Source organism: Muricoccus nepalensis (assembly GCF_006438825.1).
Lineage (GTDB): Bacteria > Pseudomonadota > Alphaproteobacteria > Acetobacterales > Acetobacteraceae > Roseomonas > Roseomonas nepalensis.
Window position 1 is genome coordinate 167,090 of sequence record NZ_RCZP01000008.1, and the last position, 15,923, is coordinate 183,012.

Sequence of the window (15,923 nt, forward strand, 5' to 3'; positions counted from 1 at the left end):
ACCGGCCGCCCGCCTCAGGCGGCGCGCACCGCCCGCAGGAAGCCCGCGGACTTCTCGCGGAGGATGGCGGTCTGCCCCGCCAGCGCCTGGGTGGCGCTGAGCATGGCGCCGGCGGCCACCCCCGTCTCGTCGGCGGCGGCGCGGACGCTCGTGATGGCGGCGTTCACCGTGTCCGTGCCGCCGGCCACCTGGGCCGCGCTGCGGGCGATCTCCCGCGTCGTCGCGCCCTGCTCCTCCACCGCGGCGGCGATGGCGGTGGCGATGCCGCTGGTGCGCTCCACCGTGGCGCCGATGCCGCGGATGGCCTCGACCGCGCTGGCGGTCGCCGCCTGCATCTGCTGGATCTGCTCGGAGATCTCCTGCGTCGCCTTGGCGGTCTGGGAGGCCAGCGTCTTGACCTCGCCCGCGACCACGGCGAAGCCCCGACCCGCCTCCCCCGCCCGCGCCGCCTCGATCGTCGCGTTCAGCGCCAGCAGGTTCGTCTGCCCGGCGATGTCGCCGATGAGCTTCACCACGTCCCCGATCCGGGCCGCGCTGTCGGAGAGGCCGCGCACCGTGCCGTCGGTCGCCCGCGCCTCGGACACGGCCTGGGCCGCGACCTCGGCCGCCTCGGCCACCCGGCGGGTGATCTCGGTGATCGAGGCCGCCATCTCCTCGGCGGCGGCGGCGACCGCGCCGACCTCGCCGCTGGCGCGGGAGGCGGCCTCCGCCACCTCGGCGGCCTCGCGGCCGGAGCGGCCGGCCGTGTCGTGCACCCCGTCCGCCGAGCGGCGGAGCATCTCGACCTCGCCCGCCAGGTTCTCGACGACGGCGCCGACCTCGGCCTCGAAGGTGTCGGCCAGCCGGGCCTCCTCGGTCGCCAGGCGCCAGGTCAGCATCGGGCCGGCATAGGCGCCGGTGCCGTCGCGGATGGCGGAGGCCTGCAGGTCCACCACCTCCGCCGCGGCGCGGAGTCGGGCGCGGTGCGGCAGGCCCGCGGGGTCGGACAGCGTGCCGCAGAGGCCCGCGAGGCCCTCAATCGGCAGCGAGGAGAGGGACTGGCCGAGCACCGGCCCGGTCACGCCGAGGCGGGCCAGCACCGCGCCCATCTCGGCGTTCACGTGGGTCACGCAGAGGGAGGGGTCGACGGCCATTAGGCCGAGCGGCATCTGCTCGATCATCTGCGCCTGGGCGAAGGCGCGGCCGACCGTGCCGCGGAGATCCTCGAGCGCGGCCGCGATCCGGCCGGTCTCGTCCTTGCGGGTGCCGTCCGCCGTCTCGGCGCGGCCGGGCGGGGAGGTGTCGCCGGAGGCGATCGCCCGCACCCGCACGGCGGCCCGGCGGAGCGGGGCGCCGATCGCGCGCGCGGTCGCCCAGGAGAAGCCCAGGAGGATCAGCGCCACGGCGCCGCCCATCGAGAGGGTCACGCTCTCCACCGTCGCCATCGCCTCGTTCGTCAGGGCCCGGTGCCCGGCCTGGTCGTCGCGCAGCAGGCGGCTGGCCTCGTCGAGGGCGTCGCGCATGGCCTGGCTGGCGGGCTCCGCCTCCTCCCGCCGGATCTTCGCGAGGTCCGCCTGGGCGCTGAGGATCGTCTCGGACGCCTCGGCGAGGCCCGCCGCGATGGTGCCGAGCCGGTCCACGTCCTCCTTCAGCCGGGGGGAGAGCGCGAAGGACTGCACGCCGCGGAAGTGGACGCGCTGCTGGGCCAGGGCGCGCCGGGTGCGGCGGGCCTGGGTGTCCTCGCCGGTCACGAGGTAGCGCTGCACAGCCAGCCGCGCCTCGTTCACGCCGTTGCTGAAGGTGATAACCCGGGCGCGCACCTCGTCGAGCTGGGCGCGGTCGGGCACCTCGAACTCGAGGGCGCCGAGCACGGCCTCCATGCCCTGGTCGAACTCGCCGTTCACGCCGTAGAGCCGGTTGTCGCGCGCCTCGATCATGCGGGTCCGCGCCGCCAGCACCCGCGACAGAGCGCCCTCGTAGCGGCGGATGGCGGGGAGGGCGGCCAGGGCGGCGTCGCGGGCGGCCGGCAGCGGGGTCTGGGAGGCCGCGTCCTCGGCGATGCGGGCGGCGGCGGCGAGCGAGGCGCGGCCGCTCCGCTCGGCCTCCTGCGCGGCGGCCAGCGTCTGGGCGGTGCTGAGGTCGGCCTCGGCCAGCGGGGCGCGGCCGGCGTTGGTCGCGGCCTGCTCGATGAGGGCGACCACCCGGGTCGCGGTGGAGAGCTCGTCCTGCTGGCGGGACATCTCCCGCACTTCCATCCACACCATCCCGACGAGGCCCGCGAGCAGGGAGAGGCTCAGGCCCGCCGTGGCGGCCATCTTTTTGGCGACGGAGAGATTCTGGAAGACGTGCATGGTCCGGAGGAGGCTCCTGCGAATGGTCCCCTTGGAATGCCACGGCATTCCCTAATCCCCGGATAAGACCCCGCTCCCTTTGCGGAGAGGTCCGTTACCGCGCGGCTTGCGGCGGACGCGCGGAGGGGGCAGATCGGCCGGCGTGCTGCACCTCATCAAGCTGGCCGTGGGGCCGAAGGACGTGGAGGCCCTGGAGAAGGGCCAGGCCCGGCGCGCCCTGGCCGGCGAGGGGCTGCGCCACGTCACGCGGATGACGCCCCGGCGCGCGCCGGAGATCCTGCAGGGCGGGTCCATCTACTGGGTGGTCGCGGGGGTGCTGCGCGTGCGCCAGCGGATCGTCGCGATCGAGCCGGTGCGGCGCGCCGACGGCAGCGCCGCCACCGCCCTCGTCCTCCAACCGGGCCTCGTGCCCGTGCACCCGCGGCCGATGAAGCCCTTCCAGGGGTGGCGCTACCTCGAGGCCGCGGCCGCGCCCCCGGACCTGGCCGCGGGCGACCACGCGGCGGAGGGCATCGAGGCCCTGCCGCCGGCGCTGCGCCGCGCCCTCATGGACCTCGGCCTGCTCTAGCGCCTCCCTTCCTGGCGACCCGGTGACGCCCGGCCGGGCGCGTGCTAGGGCCGCATCACGCCATGGCCCGCATCCCATGTTCCGACGGCTGACGCGCCATCCGCGCTTCCTCTCCCTGGCCGCCCGGCTGCTGGGGCTCTACGTCGCCCTCGCCCACCGGACGACGCGCTGGACCCTCGTGGCCGACGGCGCGACCGAGGCGCTGCGCGGCGGCCTGGCGGAGGGCCCGGTGATCCTTGCCTTCTGGCACGAGCGGCTGACGCTGGGGCCGGGCCTCTGGGTCACGATGCGCGGGCGGGTCCCGGCGCTCGCGCCGAAGCGGCCGCAGGTCCTCGTCTCCCGCCACCGGGACGGCGTCTTCATCGGCGAGGTCGTGGCCCGCTTCGGGCTGGAGACGATCCACGGCTCGAGCGCGAAGGGCGGCGCCTCCAAGGGCGGCAGCGCGGCGCTGCGGGCGATGCTGCGGGTGCTGCGCGGGGGGGGCGTGGTGGCGGTCACGCCGGACGGTCCGCGCGGGCCGCGGCGGGTGGCCGCGCCCGGGGTCGGGCAGCTCGCGGCCCTCTCGGGCGCGCCGGTCTTCACCTACGGCGCCTCGACCACGCGCTGCCTTCGCCTGCGCTCCTGGGACAAGGCCATGATCCCCCTGCCCTTCGGCCGCGGGCTGATGGTGCTCCTGCCCCCCTTCGTCGTGCCGCCCGAGGCCGGCGAGGCCGGGCGCGCCGCGGTGGAGGCGCTGCTGACGGAGGCCTGCGACGCCGCCGATGCCTGGGCCGAGGCGGCCCGCGTGGGCCCCCGCGCAGGCCCTGGCGAGGCCGCGGCGCTGGCGGCGGCCCGCGCCCTGGCGAGCCGCGCCCCGCCCGCCCTCGCGACGGAGGCGGCCGCCTCCCGCCCGGACGAGGCGCGGCGCGCTTGAGCGGCGCCCCCGATGGCGGCTGGCGCGCCGCCCTGCCCCTGGCCGCCTGGCGCGGGGCCACGACGCTCGGCGCCGCCCTCCTGCCCCTCTGGCTCACCCACCGCGCCCGGCTCGGCAAGGAGGACCCGGCGCGGCTCGGCGAGCGCCGCGGCGCGGGGGCGGACCGGCCGGCGGGGCCGCTGCTCTGGCTGCACGGGGCGAGCGTGGGGGAGAGCCAGTCCGCGCTGCCGCTGCTGGAGGCCCTGGCCGAGCTCCGGCCCGACCTTCACTTCCTGTTGACCACGGGCACGCTGACCGCGGCGCGGCTGCTGGAGGACCGCCTGCCGGCCTCGCTCCGCCCGCGGGTGCGGCACCGCTTCGTGCCGCTCGACGTGCCCGCCCACGCCGCCCGCTTCCTCGATGGCTGGCGGCCGGACGCCGCCGTGCTGATCGAGAGCGAGATCTGGCCCAACCTCATCCTCGCGGCGCGGGCACGGGGCGTGCCGCTGGCGCTGGTGAACGCGCGGGTCTCGGCGGGGTCGGCACGCGGCTGGGGGCGGCTGCCGGCGGTGGCCCGGCGGCTCTTCGGCGCCTTCGGGCTCGTCATCGCCCAGACCGAGGAGGACGCGGCGCGGCTGCGCGCCCTGGGGGCGGAGGGCGCGCAGTCCTGGGGCAACCTCAAGTTCGCGGCGCGCCCCCTCCCCGCCCCCCGCGCCGCCCTGCGCGCGCTGCGGGAGGCGATCGGCGGGCGGCCGGTGCTGCTGGCCGCGAGCACCCATCCCGGGGAGGAGGCGCAGGTCGCCGCGGCGCGGGCGCAACTCCAGGAGAGGCTGCCGGGGCTGCTCACCATTCTCGCCCCGCGCCATCCCGAGCGCGGCCCGGCCCTGGCGCGGGAGCTGGAGGAGGCGGCGCCCGGCGCGGTCGCGCGGCGCGCGGCGGGCGACCTGCCGGGGCCGGGCACGGCCTTCTACGTCGCCGACACGATCGGGGAGCTCGGGCTGCTCTACCGGGTGGCGGGGGTGGCGCTCATCGGGGGCTCGCTGGTGCCGCACGGGGGGCAGAACCCGCTCGAGGCCGCGCGGCTGGGCTGCCCCGTGCTGCTCGGCCCCCACACCGACAACTTCGCGACCATCGCGGCCCGGATGGTCGAGGAGGGCGCGGCGGAGCGGGTGGCCGATTCGGGCGCGCTGGCCGAGGCGGCGGCGGCCGTGCTAACGGAACCCGACCGGGCCCGGTCCATGACCTCGGCCGCCGCCCGGATCGCGGCGGATGCGGGGGCCCTGCCCGAGCGGATGGCCGCCGCGATCGAAGCCCTGCTTCCCGAGCCCGCCCCTGCCTGGGACGGGATCCGGGCCGCCACCGCCACAGGATAAGGACGCCCGACGGCACCATGCGTGCCCCCGATTTCTGGACCGGGGATGGCAGCGGAATCGCGCCCTTCCTCCTCTCCCCCTTCGCGGCGCTCTACGCGGCGGCCACGGCGCGGCGCGTGGCCAGGCCCGGCTGGCGCGCCCCGGTGCCCGTGATCTGCTGCGGCAACGCGACGGCCGGCGGCGCGGGCAAGACCGGGCTCGCGCTCGACATCGGCATGCGCCTCGCGAACCGCGGCGTGGCCGTGCACTTCCTCACCCGCGGCTACGGCGGCACGCTGCGCGGCCCCGTGCGCGTGGAGCCCGGCCGGCACGACAGCAAGGCGGTCGGCGACGAGGCGCTGCTGCTGGCGGCCGAGCGCCCGACCTGGGTGGCCGCCGACCGCGCCGCCGGCGCGCGCGCGGCCATCGAGGCCGGCGCCCAGGCGCTGGTGATGGACGACGGGCTGCAGAACCCGACGCTCGAGAAGGACCTCTCCCTCCTCGCGATCGACGGCTCCTACGGCTTCGGCAACGGGCGGGTCATCCCGGCCGGGCCGCTGCGCGAGCCCGTGGCGGCCGCGGTCTCGCGCGCGCAGGCGGCGGTGCTGATGGGGGCGGACGAGTGCGGGGCGCTGGCCCAGCTTCCCCCGGGGATGCCGGTGCTGCGGGCGCGGACGGTGCCGGGGCCGGAGGCGGCGCAGCTCGCAGGCCAGGCGGTCTTCGCCTTCTGCGGCATCGCCAACCCCCGGAAGTTCTTCACCACGCTGTCGGAGGCGCGGGCGATCATCGCGGGGCGCGCGGCCTACGCCGACCACTACCCCTACGACGCCGGCGACATGCGGGAGCTGCTGGCCGAGGCCGACCGGCTACGCGCCATCCCCGTGACGACCAGGAAGGACTTCGTGCGCATCCCCCCCGCCTTCCGCGCGCGTGTGACGGTGGTGACGGTGACGCTCGCCTGGGACGAGCCGGCGCGGCTGGAGGCGATGCTCGACCCGCTGGCCGCGCGGGTTCCCGTTCCCGCATGAGCGTGCCCCGGCGCGCGGTGCTGCTGGACCTCGACGGCACGCTCGTCGATTCCCGGCCGGGCATCCTCGGCAGCTACGCGGCGGCGCTCCGCGCCCTCGGCCACGAGCCCGACCCGGCGGTGGACCTCACCTGGGTGATCGGCCCGCCGCTCGACGACGTCATGGGCGAGGTGCTGGCCCACTACGGCGACGACCGCGCGGCGGAGGCGGTCGCGGCCTACCGGGCGGACTACAACGCGCGCGGCTATCTCGGCTCCACCCCCTATCCCGGCATCGCGGAGGCGCTGGCGGCGCTGCGGGCGGAGGGGTTCGCGCTGCATGTCGCGACCTCCAAGCGGACGGTGCCGGCGCGCCTCATCCTCGAGCATCTCGGCCTCGACGCGATGCTCGACGGCATCCACGGCTCGGAGCCCGGCGGCGCGCTGGACCACAAGCCGGAGCTCCTCGCGGCGGTGCTGGCGCGGACGGGCCTCGCGCCGGAAGGCTGCGTCATGGTGGGCGACCGCCGCTTCGACATCGCGGGCGCGCAGGCCAACCGGGTGCGGTGCATCGGCGTGCTCTGGGGCTTCGGCGCGCGGGACGAACTGGAGCGGGCGGGCGCGGACCGGCTCGCGGGGTCGCCCGGCGAGCTCCCGGGGATGGCGGAAGCGCTGCTCGACCGGCGCTAGGCGCTGCCGCGCTGCAATCGAGAATGCGTCCCGATTGCGTCCAAGCACCTGATTCCTTTGCTATTTCCCTCGGCGCTCGCGCGGGCTACCAAGGGGCATGAAACGCTTCGAGGACCTCACCGAGGCCGAGACCCTCGCCCTGGCCATCGCCAACGAGGAGGAGGACTCGCGGATCTACGCGACCTTCGCCATGCGCCTGCGGACCGACTTCCCCGCCACTGCCGCCGTCTTCGACGGGATGGCGACCGAGGAGGGGGAGCACCGGAACCTCCTGCTGGCGCTCTACGAGCGGAAGTTCGGCAAGGAGCTGCCGCTGATCACCCGACAGGACGTGCGCGGCTTCCTGCGCCGCAACCCGATCTGGCTGGCCGAGGAGCTGCGGATCGAGGTGGTGCGGCGCCAGGCCGCGGTGATGGAGCTGGAGGCCGGCGAGTTCTACGCCCGCGCCGCCGCCCGCGCGCGCGACACCGAGGTGCGGCGCCTGCTCGGCGACCTCGCGCTGATCGAGAAGAAGCACGAGGGCGTGGCGGAGCGGCTGACCGAGACGCACCTCACGGAATCCGCGGTCGCCGACGAGAACGCGACGGCGCGGCGGCTGCTGGTGCTGCAGGTGGTGCAGCCGGCGCTGGCCGGGCTGATCGACGGCTCGGTCTCCACCCTCGCCCCGATCTTCGCCGCGGCCTTCGCGACCCATTCCCCGCACGAGACCTTCCTCGTCGGCCTAGCGGCCTCGGTCGGCGCGGGGATCTCGATGGGGCTGACGGAGGCGATGTCGGACGACGGCGCCATCACGGGGCGCGGCCGGCCCTGGATCCGCGGCCTCGCCTGTGGGCTGGCGACGGCCATCGGCGGCCTCGGCCACACGCTCCCCTACCTCATCCCCGACTTCTGGACGGCCACCATCGCCGCGGGCGCGATCGTAGTGCTGGAGCTGATCGCCATCGCCTGGATCCGTTGGCGCTACATGGAGACGCCCTTCGCGGCGGCGCTCGTGCAGATCGTGCTCGGCGGGCTGCTCGTCCTCCTGGCGGGGATCCTCATCGGCAGCGGGTGAGCGCGCCCCTCAGGCGAGGTAGCGCCCGCGCAGGTGCTCCATGAAGTCGGCCGCCTCCAGCGGGCGGCCGGTCGCGGCGCGCATCAGGTCCTGGAAGCCGAGCCGGGACCCCTGGCCGTGCACACGCGCGCGCAGCCAGCCCAGGAGGGGCGCGAAGTCGCCGCGCGCGAGGGCGCGGTCGAGGCCGGGCACCGCCGCGCGCGCCGCCGCCATGAGCTGCGCCGCGGCCATGGCGCCGAGCGTGTAGGAGGGGAAGTAGCCGAAGGCGCCGTCGTGCCAGTGAATGTCCTGCAGGCAGCCGCGGCGGTCGTCGGGCGGGGTGATGCCGAGGAGGCGCTCCATCCCCTCCGCCCAGGCGCCGGGAAGGTCGGCCACGGCCAGGTCGCCGCCGATGAGGGCCTGCTCCAGCCGGAAGCGGAGGATGACGTGGGCGGGGTAGGTCAGCTCGTCCGCCTCTGTCCGGATGAAGCCGCGCTCCACCCGGCGCCAGAGGCGGGCGAGGTTCTCCGGCGCGTAGGGGGCGGGATCGCCGCCGAAGGCCGCGTGCAGCTCGGGGCCGAGCCAGGAGAGGAAGGCGTCGGACCGGCTCGCCTGCATCTCGATGATGAGGCTCTGGGATTCGTGCGTTGCCATGCCCGAGGCCTCGCCCACCGGCTGGCGCGCCCATCCGGCGGGCAGCCCGCGCTCGTAGAGGGCGTGGCCGGTCTCGTGGAGGATGCCGAGCATCGCCTGCTCGAAGCTCTCGGGCACGTAGCGCGTGGTGATGCGGACGTCCGTCGGCGTGCCCCCGCAGAAGGGGTGCAGGCTCTCGTCGAGGCGGGCGTGGTCGTAGTCGAGGCCGACGCGCTCGGACAGGCGGCGGCCGAGGGCGCGCTGGGTCTCGGTGGCGAAGGGACCCTGCGGGCGCACCGGCGCCGGGCGGGAGGCCTGGATCTCCTCGGCGCGCGGCAGGGCGTCGGCGAGGAAGGCCTCGTAGGCCGTGAAGATGGGCTCCACGTCGGCCGCGCCGATGCCGGGCTGGAAGCCGTCCATCAGCGCGTCGTAGGGGGTGAGGCCGGTCGCGGCCGAGAGGGCGGCCGCCGCCTCGCGCTGGAGGGCGACCACGGTCTCGAGGAAGGGGCGGACGGCCGCGAAGTCGGAGGCGGCGCGGGCCTCGCGCCACACCTTCTCGCAGGCCGAGTTGGCGCGCGCCGTCGCTTCCACGAGGCTCTCGGGCAGGGCCGTCGCGCGGCGGTGGGCGCGACGCATGAGGGCCAGGTTGGCGGCGTCCCACTCGCCCTCGGCCGTGGCGGCGGCGAGGTCCTCGGCCATCTCGGGCGCGACCAGCAGGCCGTGGGCGACGCCGGCCAGCACCGCGAGTTGCTCCCCGCGCGCCGCGCCGCCGCCGGGCGGCATCATCGCCGAGGCGTCCCAGCCGAGCATGGCCGAGGCTTCGCCGAGGGTGGCGATGCGGGCGAAGCGGCCCTTCAGCCGCGCGTAGGGCTCGTTCATGTCTCGTCCTTGCGGAGGGCCCAGGCGACCAGCACCCCGACCAGGGAGGCGGCCAGGCCGTACCAGGTGATGGCGTAGCCGAGATGGGAGTTGGCTGGGCGCGGGAGGGTCGCGGCGCCCTGGGGAAGGGCGTCGGGGCGGGCGCCCGGGGACGCGAGGGCCACCAGCAGGTCCGGCATCACCCCGGGCAGGCCGAGGGCCGCGCCGATCGCGCGGGGATCGGCCGTGTAGAAGCGCCGGCCGGCGGTGTCGTCGGTCGCGGCGAAGGTGTCGCGGTCCTGGGGCGGGGAGACGTAGCCGGTGACGGAGACCGGCCCCTCCGGCCGCTCGATCGCCGCGCCCCGGCGCTCCAGCGGCACCCAGCCGCGGTCCACCAGGACGGCCGGGTGCCCGTCCCGCTCCAGCGGGGTGATCAGGCGCGTGCCGAGGACGGGGCCGCGCACCTCGACGCCGAGGATGGCCTCCAGGTCGTAGCGGAAGCGTCCCGTCGCCTCGACCTTGGAGAAGGCGACGGGGCGGTCGCCGAGCGGCACGGGGGGCCCGGCCTCGGCGCTGGCGATCTGCGCCAGGAGGTCGTTCTTCCAGTGGAGGCGCCGGACCTGCCAGGTGCCGAGCGCGAGGAGGATGGCGAGGACGGGGATGGAGGCGAGGACGGCCGGGAGGATGCGCCGGGCACGGGGCGACATGGGGGGCCTTTCAAACGACGAACCCCGCCCGGCCGGCCGAGGGATCGGCAGGCCGGACGGGGCTCGGGCGCGCGAGGGGGTCCTGCGTCAGTGCTGGGCGATCTCGCCCGCGCCGAACAGGTAGATGCAGATGAAGAGGAACAGCCAGACCACGTCGACGAAGTGCCAGTACCAGGCGGCCGCCTCGAAGCCGAAGTGGCGCTTGGGCGTGAAGTCGCCGCCCCAGGCGCGGATGAAGCAGACGAGCAGGAACAGCGTGCCGACGATGACGTGGAAGCCGTGGAAGCCCGTCGCCAGGAAGAAGGTCGAGGGGTAGATGCCGCCGCCCGAGAAGGCGAAGGGCGCCTCCGAGTACTCGATCGCCTGGAGAGTGGTGAAGAAGAGGCCGAGCCCGACGGTGAGCGCGAGGCCCTGCAGCATCCCCCTGCGGTCGCCCTCGATGAGGGAGTGGTGCGCCCAGGTGACCGTGCAGCCCGAGAGCAGCAGGATCATCGTGTTCAGGAAGGGCAGGCCGAAGGGGTCGAAGGTGTGGATGCCCTTGGGCGGCCAGATCGCCGTCTCGGCGCCCGCGACGTGCTCCGGGTAGAGGGCGAAGTGGAAGTAGGCCCAGAAGAAGGCCACGAAGAACATCACCTCGGAGGCGATGAACAGCGACATGCCGTAGCGCATGCCGATGCGCACGATCGGGGTGTGCACGCCGGGCTGCTTGGATTCGCGCACCACGTCGCGCCACCAGAAGGTGGCGGAGGCCAGAGTGCCCACGAGGCCGATCCCGAACATCCAGTGGATGTTGTAGTGGGCCCAGAGCACGATCCCGAAGAGCATCGCGCCCGCCGAGAAGGCGGAGACGAGCGGCCAGGGGGACGGGTCCACCAGGTGGTAGGGGTGCTTGTGCGGCGGCGGCGGCTCGGAGGCGTCGATCGCCATGCCGGCCGTGGTGGTGTCGAGAGCCATAGCGCGTCCTGGTGAAGCGGGGCCGAGCCCGTTGTGGCCTGGGGCTGGCGCCCCTTCGGTAACGCGGGACCAAGGCCCCGGCTGTGCGTCGCATCAATCCCGCAAACGGCCCCAGGGATCAAGGGTCCCGGGGCATCAAGGCGCCGGCGCGCCCTTGCCGCGGGGCGACCCGGCGGGAGCGCTCAGCGCGGCGGGGCGGCCGGCGAGGCGGCGCGGCCGACATGCGGGCCGGCGCTGGCGAGCGCCCCCGTGCGCTCGGCATCCGCCATGGTGCGGAAGAAGGTGTAGCTGAGGGTGATGGTCCGGATGTCGCGCGTCTCCGGGTCCTTCGCCATGGCGGGGTCCACCCAGAAGCTGACGGGCATCTCGACGGACTGGCCGGGCCGCAGGGTCTGGGCGTCGAAGCAGAAGCAGGCGGTCTTGTGGAAGTACTTGCCGACCACCTCCGGCGTCACGTTGTAGGTGGCCACCCCCTCCACGGCGCGCTCGGCCGGGTTGGCGGCGCGGTAGAAGGCCAAGCCGGATTCGCCGAGATGCACGGGCATGGCGTTCTGCGCGGCCTCGAAGCGCCAGGGCAGCGAGGGGTGCGTGGTCGCGGCGAAGCGGACCGTCACCTGCCGCTCGGTCGCGCCCGGCGCCGCCGGGCCGCCGGTCTGCACCGTGCCGTTGTAGCCGGTCACCCGGCAGAAGGCGGCGTAGAGGGGCACCGCGGCGAAGGAGAGGCCGACCATGCCGGCGACGGTCGCGAAGGTCGCGACGGCGATGCGGCGGTTCCCCGAGCGCTGGCGGGGGGAGGCCTCTCGCGGGGATCGGGGGATGGGCGCTTCGGGCATGGGGTTCAGATGTGCCTCGCGCGGCCCGCCTCAAGAGCCCGCCTCAGGAGACGGACGAGGTGAGCTTGGCCATGGTGATGAAGAAGAAGATGACGACGAGGGCGATCAGCACGATCAGCATGCCGATGTTGCGGCCGCGGCGGCGCCGGTAGAACTCGGCCTCCTCCTCCTTGCTCATGGAGGGGGCCGCCACGGGAAGTTGGGGCTGGGGCATCAGAGAAGTCCTGCCGAACGGAGCCAGTGGTCCACGGCGAGCGCGCCGAACAGGCCGGCGAGGTGAAGGAGGGAGAAGCGGAAGGCCCCCCGGGCCGCGGCGTCCCGCCGGAGGCTCACGCCCGCCGCGTCCTGCGGCTCCGCCAGCACGCGCCAGGCGTGGTAGAGGAAGCCGGCGCTGAGCGAGAGGGCGTAGGCGCCGTAGACCCAGCCGGCGAGGCCGAGGAGGGTCGGCAGCAGCGCCAGCGGCGCGAGCGCCACCGTGTAGAGCATGATCTGCCGCCGCGTCTCGCGGGCGCCGGCCACCACCGGCAGCATGGGCACGCCGGCGCGCTCGTAGTCCTCGTGCGCCCAGAGGCTGAGCGACCAGAAATGCGGCGGCGTCCAGGCGAAGACGATGGCGAAGAGGATCAGCGGCAGCACGTCGAGATGCCCGGTCACGGCGACCCAGCCGATGATCGGCGGGAAGGCGCCGGCGGCGCCGCCGATGACGATGTTCTGCGGCGTGCGGCGCTTCAGCCAGACCGTGTAGATCAGGACGTAGAAGAGGATGGAGCCGAGCAGCCAGGCGGCCGCGGCCCAGTTGGTGGCGAGCCCCATGAGGACGACCGACATGCCGCCGAGGAACACGCCGTAGGCGAGCCCCGCGCCGGGCTCGATCCGCCCGGCCGCGATGGGCCGGCGGGCGGTGCGGCGCATCATCGCGTCGATGTCGCGCTCGTACCACATGTTGATGCAGCCGGCCGCACCCGCGCCTACCGCGATGCAGAGGATCGCGACGGCGCCGAGGACGGGGTGGATGTGGCCGGGCGCGACCAGCATCCCGACCAGCCCCGAGAAGACGACGAGGGTCATCACCCGGGGCTTGAGGAGCGCGAACCAGTCGCGCAGCTCGGACCAGTCGGTGGCGGCCTGGAGGGGGGATACGGCGAGGGGGGCCGTGGCCCCCCTCCTCATCATGTCACTCATGGTGACGCTCCATATCGTTCCCGCGCGGCCATCCGCAACCGGGAAGCCGCCCCGCTCAGCGGATATGCGGCAGCTCGTCGAAGGTGTGGAACGGCGGGGGGGAGGAAACCTGCCACTCCAGCGTCGTCGCGCCCTCGCCCCAGGGGTTCGCCGCGGCCTTCTCCTTGCGGACGAAGGTCAGGACGACGACCCAGATGAAGAGCAGGAACGAGGCGGCCGAGATGTAGGACCCGATCGAGGCCACCATGTTCCAGCCCGCAAAGGCGTCAGGGTAGTCCGGGTAGCGGCGCGGCATGCCCTGGGCGCCCAGGAAGTGCATGGGGAAGAAGGTGATGTTGACGCCGACGAAGGTCGTCCAGAACTGCACCTTCCCCCAGAACTCCGGGTACTGGTAGCCGCTCATCTTGCCGATCCAGTAGTAGAAGCCGGCGTAGATCCCGAACACGGCGCCCAGCGACAGCACGTAGTGGAAGTGGGCGATGACGTAGTAGGTGTTGTGCAGGATCACGGTCACGCCCGCGTTCGCCAGCTTCACGCCGGTGACGCCGCCCACCGTGAACAGGAAGACGAAGCCGATCGCGTAGAGCATGGGCGTGCGGAGATCGAGCGAGCCGCCCCACATGGTCGCGATCCACGAGAAGATCTTGATGCCCGTGGGCACGGCGATGATCATCGTCGCCGCCATGAAGTAGGCCCGCGTGTCCACCGAGATGCCCGAGGTGAACATGTGGTGCGCCCAGACCACGAAGCCGACCACGCCGATGGCGACCATGGCGTAGGCCATGCCGAGGTAGCCGAAGATCGGCTTGCGGGAGAAGGTCGACAGCACGTGCGACACGATCCCGAAGGCTGGCAGGATCATGATGTAGACCTCGGGGTGCCCGAAGAACCAGAACAGGTGCTGGAACAGCACGGGGTCGCCGCCGCCCTCGGGCTTGAAGAAGGAGGTGCCGAAGTTGCGGTCGGTGATCAGCATGGTGATGGCGCCGCCGAGCACGGGCACGGACAGCAGCAGCAGGAAGGCGGTGACGAGCATCGCCCAGACGAAGAGCGGCATCTTGTGCAGCGTCATGCCGGGGGCGCGCATGTTGAAGATGGTCGTGATGAAGTTGGCCGCGCCGAGGATCGAGGACGCGCCCGCCAGGTGCAGCGCGAAGAGCGCCATGTCCATGGAGGGACCGGACTGGTAGGTGCTGTCCGAGAGCGGCGGGTAGATCGTCCAGCCCGCGCCGGCGCCCTGGCCGACGAACATCGACCCGACCAGCAGCATGAAGGCCGGCACGATCAGCCAGAACGAGATGTTGTTCAGGCGCGGGAAGGCCATGTCCGGCGCGCCGATCATGATCGGCACGAACCAGTTGCCGAAGCCGCCGATGAGGGCGGGCATGACCACGAAGAACACCATCACCAGCCCGTGGGCCGAGATCATGGCGTTCCAGGCCTGGCCGCCGGAGAAGATCTGCATCCCCGGCTGCTGCAGCTCGATCCGCATCAGGATCGAGAGCGTGACGCCCACGAAGGCCGCCACGACCGCGAAGATGATGTAGAGCGTGCCGATGTCTTTGTGGTTGGTCGAGAACAGCCAGCGGGACACGAAGCCCGGGGCGTGGTCGTGGTGGTCGTCGTGGCCGCTATGGGCCGTGTCGTGCGCGGCTTGCGCCATGGTCTCTCTCTTCCTGTCAGGCCGCCTTACCGGCGGGCCTCCACGGAGGGGGTAGCGGCAGCGGCCGGGGCCGCGCGCTCAGGGCTTGCGGCCGAGGCCGCGCCCTCAAGGCTTGCGACCGACGTGGCGCGGTCGCGCTCAGGCCAGCCGGGGGCGCTGCCCTCGGCGAACTTCGTCTTCGCCTCGGCCGCCCAGGCCTCGAACTCGGCCTTCGGCACGGCGCGGACGGCGATCGGCATGAACCAGTGGTTGTTGCCGCAGATCTGGTTGCACTGGCCGTAGAAGGTCCCCTCGCGGTCGGCGCGGAACCAGGTCTCCAGCGTGCGGCCGGGGATCGTGTACTTCTGCACGCCGAGGCTCGGCACGAAGAAGGAGTGGATCACGTCGTGCCCGGTGGTCAGCACCCGGATGGTGGCGCCCACCGGGATCACCAGGGGGTTGTCCACCGCCAGGTTGCGGAGCTGGCCGGGGCGCAGCTCGCCCTCGGGGATGGGGTAGCTGTCGAAGGCGAAGGCGCCGTTGTCCGGGTACTCGTAGTGCCAGTACCACTGACGCCCCTGCACGTTGATCGTCATCTCCGGGTCCCGCGCCCGGTCCTCGTAGTAGATGAGGCGGAAGGAGGGGATGGCGATGACGAGCAGGATGAGGACGGGGACCACGGTCCAGGCGATCTCGAGCACCGTGTTGTGGCTCGTGCGCGAGGGGTTCGGGTTGCGGCTCGCCGAGTAGCGGAAGATCACGTAGGCCAGCAGCCCGGCCACGAAGATCGTGATCCCGATGATGATGTAGAGGACGAGGTCGTTGAAGTCGTGGATCGCCGCCTTCACCGGCCCGAAGGCGTCCTGCAGGCCCAGCCCCCAGGGCACGGGCGCGCCCAGCGCCTGCCCGCCCGGGGCCGGGTCGGGCGATTGCGCGAAGGCCCCGCCGGCGGCGAGGAGCGTTAAGCCCAGGGCTGTCGAGAGAGCCCGTGTTGTCGAGAAAATCCGCCGCATTCCGCCGTCCTGCTCCGGTGTCCCGCGGGCCGCGCACCGCGCGCCCGGCGGCCACGCGCCGCTTCAATGTCCCGTCCCGGCGCATCGCGCGCCGGCCAGCCCCGTTCCGCGCCGGGCGGGGGGCTTCGGCCGACACTAATCACGCGGCGCCGCGACGCACAAGATTGGGTGGGTTCGCGCGGGGGAAAGATGCCGCCCGAACTTATCCTTGAAGAACCTTCGGCGGGGTG

The 15,923-nt window shown here is 74.0% G+C and carries 15 protein-coding genes; 6 read left to right on the forward strand and 9 right to left on the reverse strand.

All coding sequences use genetic code 11. The features are described from left to right. Window positions 1–14: 14 nt before the first annotated feature. Window positions 15–2,330 (reverse strand): methyl-accepting chemotaxis protein, encoded by a 2,316-nt coding sequence (locus EAH89_RS31815; RefSeq protein ID WP_162861312.1) that lies wholly within the window; start codon window positions 2,328–2,330, stop codon window positions 15–17. Between the two features lie 142 nt (window positions 2,331–2,472). On the opposite strand from EAH89_RS31815, the gene EAH89_RS11285 reads away from it, so the two are divergent. The 6 genes from EAH89_RS11285 to mbfA all read left to right on the forward strand — a co-directional run bounded on the left by EAH89_RS11285 (window position 2,473) and on the right by mbfA (window position 7,892). Beyond that, window positions 2,473–2,898 carry a DUF1489 family protein gene (locus EAH89_RS11285; RefSeq protein WP_140882996.1) on the forward strand — a complete coding sequence of 142 codons (426 nt, stop codon included), beginning with the start codon at window positions 2,473–2,475 and terminating at the stop codon, window positions 2,896–2,898. A 76-nt stretch (window positions 2,899–2,974) separates the two neighbouring features. Beyond that, window positions 2,975–3,811 carry a lysophospholipid acyltransferase family protein gene (locus tag EAH89_RS11290; RefSeq protein ID WP_140882998.1) on the forward strand — a complete coding sequence of 279 codons (837 nt, stop codon included), beginning with the start codon at window positions 2,975–2,977 and terminating at the stop codon, window positions 3,809–3,811. Further along, window positions 3,808–5,163: a 3-deoxy-D-manno-octulosonic acid transferase gene (locus tag EAH89_RS11295; protein ID WP_241666964.1), complete on the forward strand. Its 1,356-nt coding sequence runs from the start codon at window positions 3,808–3,810 to the stop codon at window positions 5,161–5,163. The genes EAH89_RS11290 and EAH89_RS11295 overlap by 4 nt, the downstream gene beginning before the upstream one ends. A gap of 17 nt (window positions 5,164–5,180) precedes the next feature. Beyond that, window positions 5,181–6,170 (forward strand): tetraacyldisaccharide 4'-kinase, encoded by a 990-nt coding sequence (lpxK, locus tag EAH89_RS11300; RefSeq protein ID WP_140883000.1) that lies wholly within the window; start codon window positions 5,181–5,183, stop codon window positions 6,168–6,170. Continuing rightward, complete coding sequence (locus EAH89_RS11305) at window positions 6,167–6,838, forward strand: HAD hydrolase-like protein (protein WP_140883002.1); 672 nt, start codon at window positions 6,167–6,169, stop codon at window positions 6,836–6,838. The genes lpxK and EAH89_RS11305 overlap by 4 nt, the downstream gene beginning before the upstream one ends. Before the next feature lie 97 nt (window positions 6,839–6,935). Beyond that, window positions 6,936–7,892 carry an iron exporter MbfA gene (gene mbfA, locus EAH89_RS11310; protein WP_140883004.1) on the forward strand — a complete coding sequence of 319 codons (957 nt, stop codon included), beginning with the start codon at window positions 6,936–6,938 and terminating at the stop codon, window positions 7,890–7,892. A gap of 9 nt (window positions 7,893–7,901) precedes the next feature. On the opposite strand, the gene EAH89_RS11315 is transcribed toward mbfA, so the two are convergent. The 8 genes from EAH89_RS11315 to coxB form a co-directional block, all read right to left on the reverse strand. Beyond that, window positions 7,902–9,383, reverse strand: a complete 1,482-nt coding sequence (locus EAH89_RS11315; protein ID WP_140883006.1) for a carboxypeptidase M32 — start codon at window positions 9,381–9,383, stop codon at window positions 7,902–7,904. Further along, window positions 9,380–10,069, reverse strand: coding sequence for an SURF1 family protein (locus tag EAH89_RS11320; protein WP_140883008.1), 690 nt, complete (start codon window positions 10,067–10,069; stop codon window positions 9,380–9,382). The genes EAH89_RS11315 and EAH89_RS11320 overlap by 4 nt, the downstream gene beginning before the upstream one ends. An 87-nt stretch (window positions 10,070–10,156) precedes the next feature. Further along, complete coding sequence (locus EAH89_RS11325) at window positions 10,157–11,023, reverse strand: cytochrome c oxidase subunit 3 (RefSeq protein WP_140883010.1); 867 nt, start codon at window positions 11,021–11,023, stop codon at window positions 10,157–10,159. Window positions 11,024–11,205: 182 nt separating this feature from the next. Next, window positions 11,206–11,856, reverse strand: coding sequence for a cytochrome c oxidase assembly protein (locus EAH89_RS11330; protein WP_140883012.1), 651 nt, complete (start codon window positions 11,854–11,856; stop codon window positions 11,206–11,208). 43 nt (window positions 11,857–11,899) lie between these two features. Continuing rightward, a complete protein-coding gene (locus EAH89_RS31755) occupies window positions 11,900–12,070 on the reverse strand; it encodes a hypothetical protein (RefSeq protein ID WP_162559123.1) in 171 nt (56 codons plus the stop codon). After that, the gene (locus EAH89_RS11335) at window positions 12,070–13,038 is read right to left on the reverse strand and encodes a heme o synthase (RefSeq protein ID WP_140883014.1); all 969 of its coding nucleotides are present in this window, start codon (window positions 13,036–13,038) and stop codon (window positions 12,070–12,072) included. The genes EAH89_RS31755 and EAH89_RS11335 overlap by 1 nt, the downstream gene beginning before the upstream one ends. Window positions 13,039–13,093: 55 nt before the next feature. After that, the gene (gene ctaD, locus EAH89_RS11340) at window positions 13,094–14,701 is read right to left on the reverse strand and encodes a cytochrome c oxidase subunit I (protein ID WP_140883015.1); all 1,608 of its coding nucleotides are present in this window, start codon (window positions 14,699–14,701) and stop codon (window positions 13,094–13,096) included. Between the two features lie 26 nt (window positions 14,702–14,727). Continuing rightward, entirely contained in the window at window positions 14,728–15,693 is a 966-nt protein-coding gene (coxB, locus tag EAH89_RS11345) for a cytochrome c oxidase subunit II (protein ID WP_140883017.1), read from the reverse strand. Window positions 15,694–15,923: the final 230 nt, after the last annotated feature.

What these genes read in the sequence shown, in the direction of transcription:
- ctaD (WP_140883015.1), bottom strand. Translation starts at nt 14,701, where the DNA reads ATGGCGCAAGCCGCGCACGACACGGCCCATAGCGGCCACGACGACCAC.
- EAH89_RS31815 (WP_162861312.1), bottom strand. Translation starts at nt 2,330, where the DNA reads ATGCACGTCTTCCAGAATCTCTCCGTCGCCAAAAAGATGGCCGCCACG.
- EAH89_RS11315 (WP_140883006.1), bottom strand. Translation starts at nt 9,383, where the DNA reads ATGAACGAGCCCTACGCGCGGCTGAAGGGCCGCTTCGCCCGCATCGCC.
- EAH89_RS11335 (WP_140883014.1), bottom strand. Translation starts at nt 13,038, where the DNA reads ATGAGTGACATGATGAGGAGGGGGGCCACGGCCCCCCTCGCCGTATCC.
- EAH89_RS11320 (WP_140883008.1), bottom strand. Translation starts at nt 10,069, where the DNA reads ATGTCGCCCCGTGCCCGGCGCATCCTCCCGGCCGTCCTCGCCTCCATC.
- EAH89_RS11290 (WP_140882998.1), top strand. Translation starts at nt 2,975, where the DNA reads ATGTTCCGACGGCTGACGCGCCATCCGCGCTTCCTCTCCCTGGCCGCC.
- EAH89_RS11305 (WP_140883002.1), top strand. Translation starts at nt 6,167, where the DNA reads ATGAGCGTGCCCCGGCGCGCGGTGCTGCTGGACCTCGACGGCACGCTC.
- EAH89_RS11330 (WP_140883012.1), bottom strand. Translation starts at nt 11,856, where the DNA reads ATGCCCGAAGCGCCCATCCCCCGATCCCCGCGAGAGGCCTCCCCCCGC.
- EAH89_RS31755 (WP_162559123.1), bottom strand. Translation starts at nt 12,070, where the DNA reads ATGCCCCAGCCCCAACTTCCCGTGGCGGCCCCCTCCATGAGCAAGGAG.
- EAH89_RS11325 (WP_140883010.1), bottom strand. Translation starts at nt 11,023, where the DNA reads ATGGCTCTCGACACCACCACGGCCGGCATGGCGATCGACGCCTCCGAG.
- lpxK (WP_140883000.1), top strand. Translation starts at nt 5,181, where the DNA reads ATGCGTGCCCCCGATTTCTGGACCGGGGATGGCAGCGGAATCGCGCCC.
- mbfA (WP_140883004.1), top strand. Translation starts at nt 6,936, where the DNA reads ATGAAACGCTTCGAGGACCTCACCGAGGCCGAGACCCTCGCCCTGGCC.
- coxB (WP_140883017.1), bottom strand. Translation starts at nt 15,693, where the DNA reads ATGCGGCGGATTTTCTCGACAACACGGGCTCTCTCGACAGCCCTGGGC.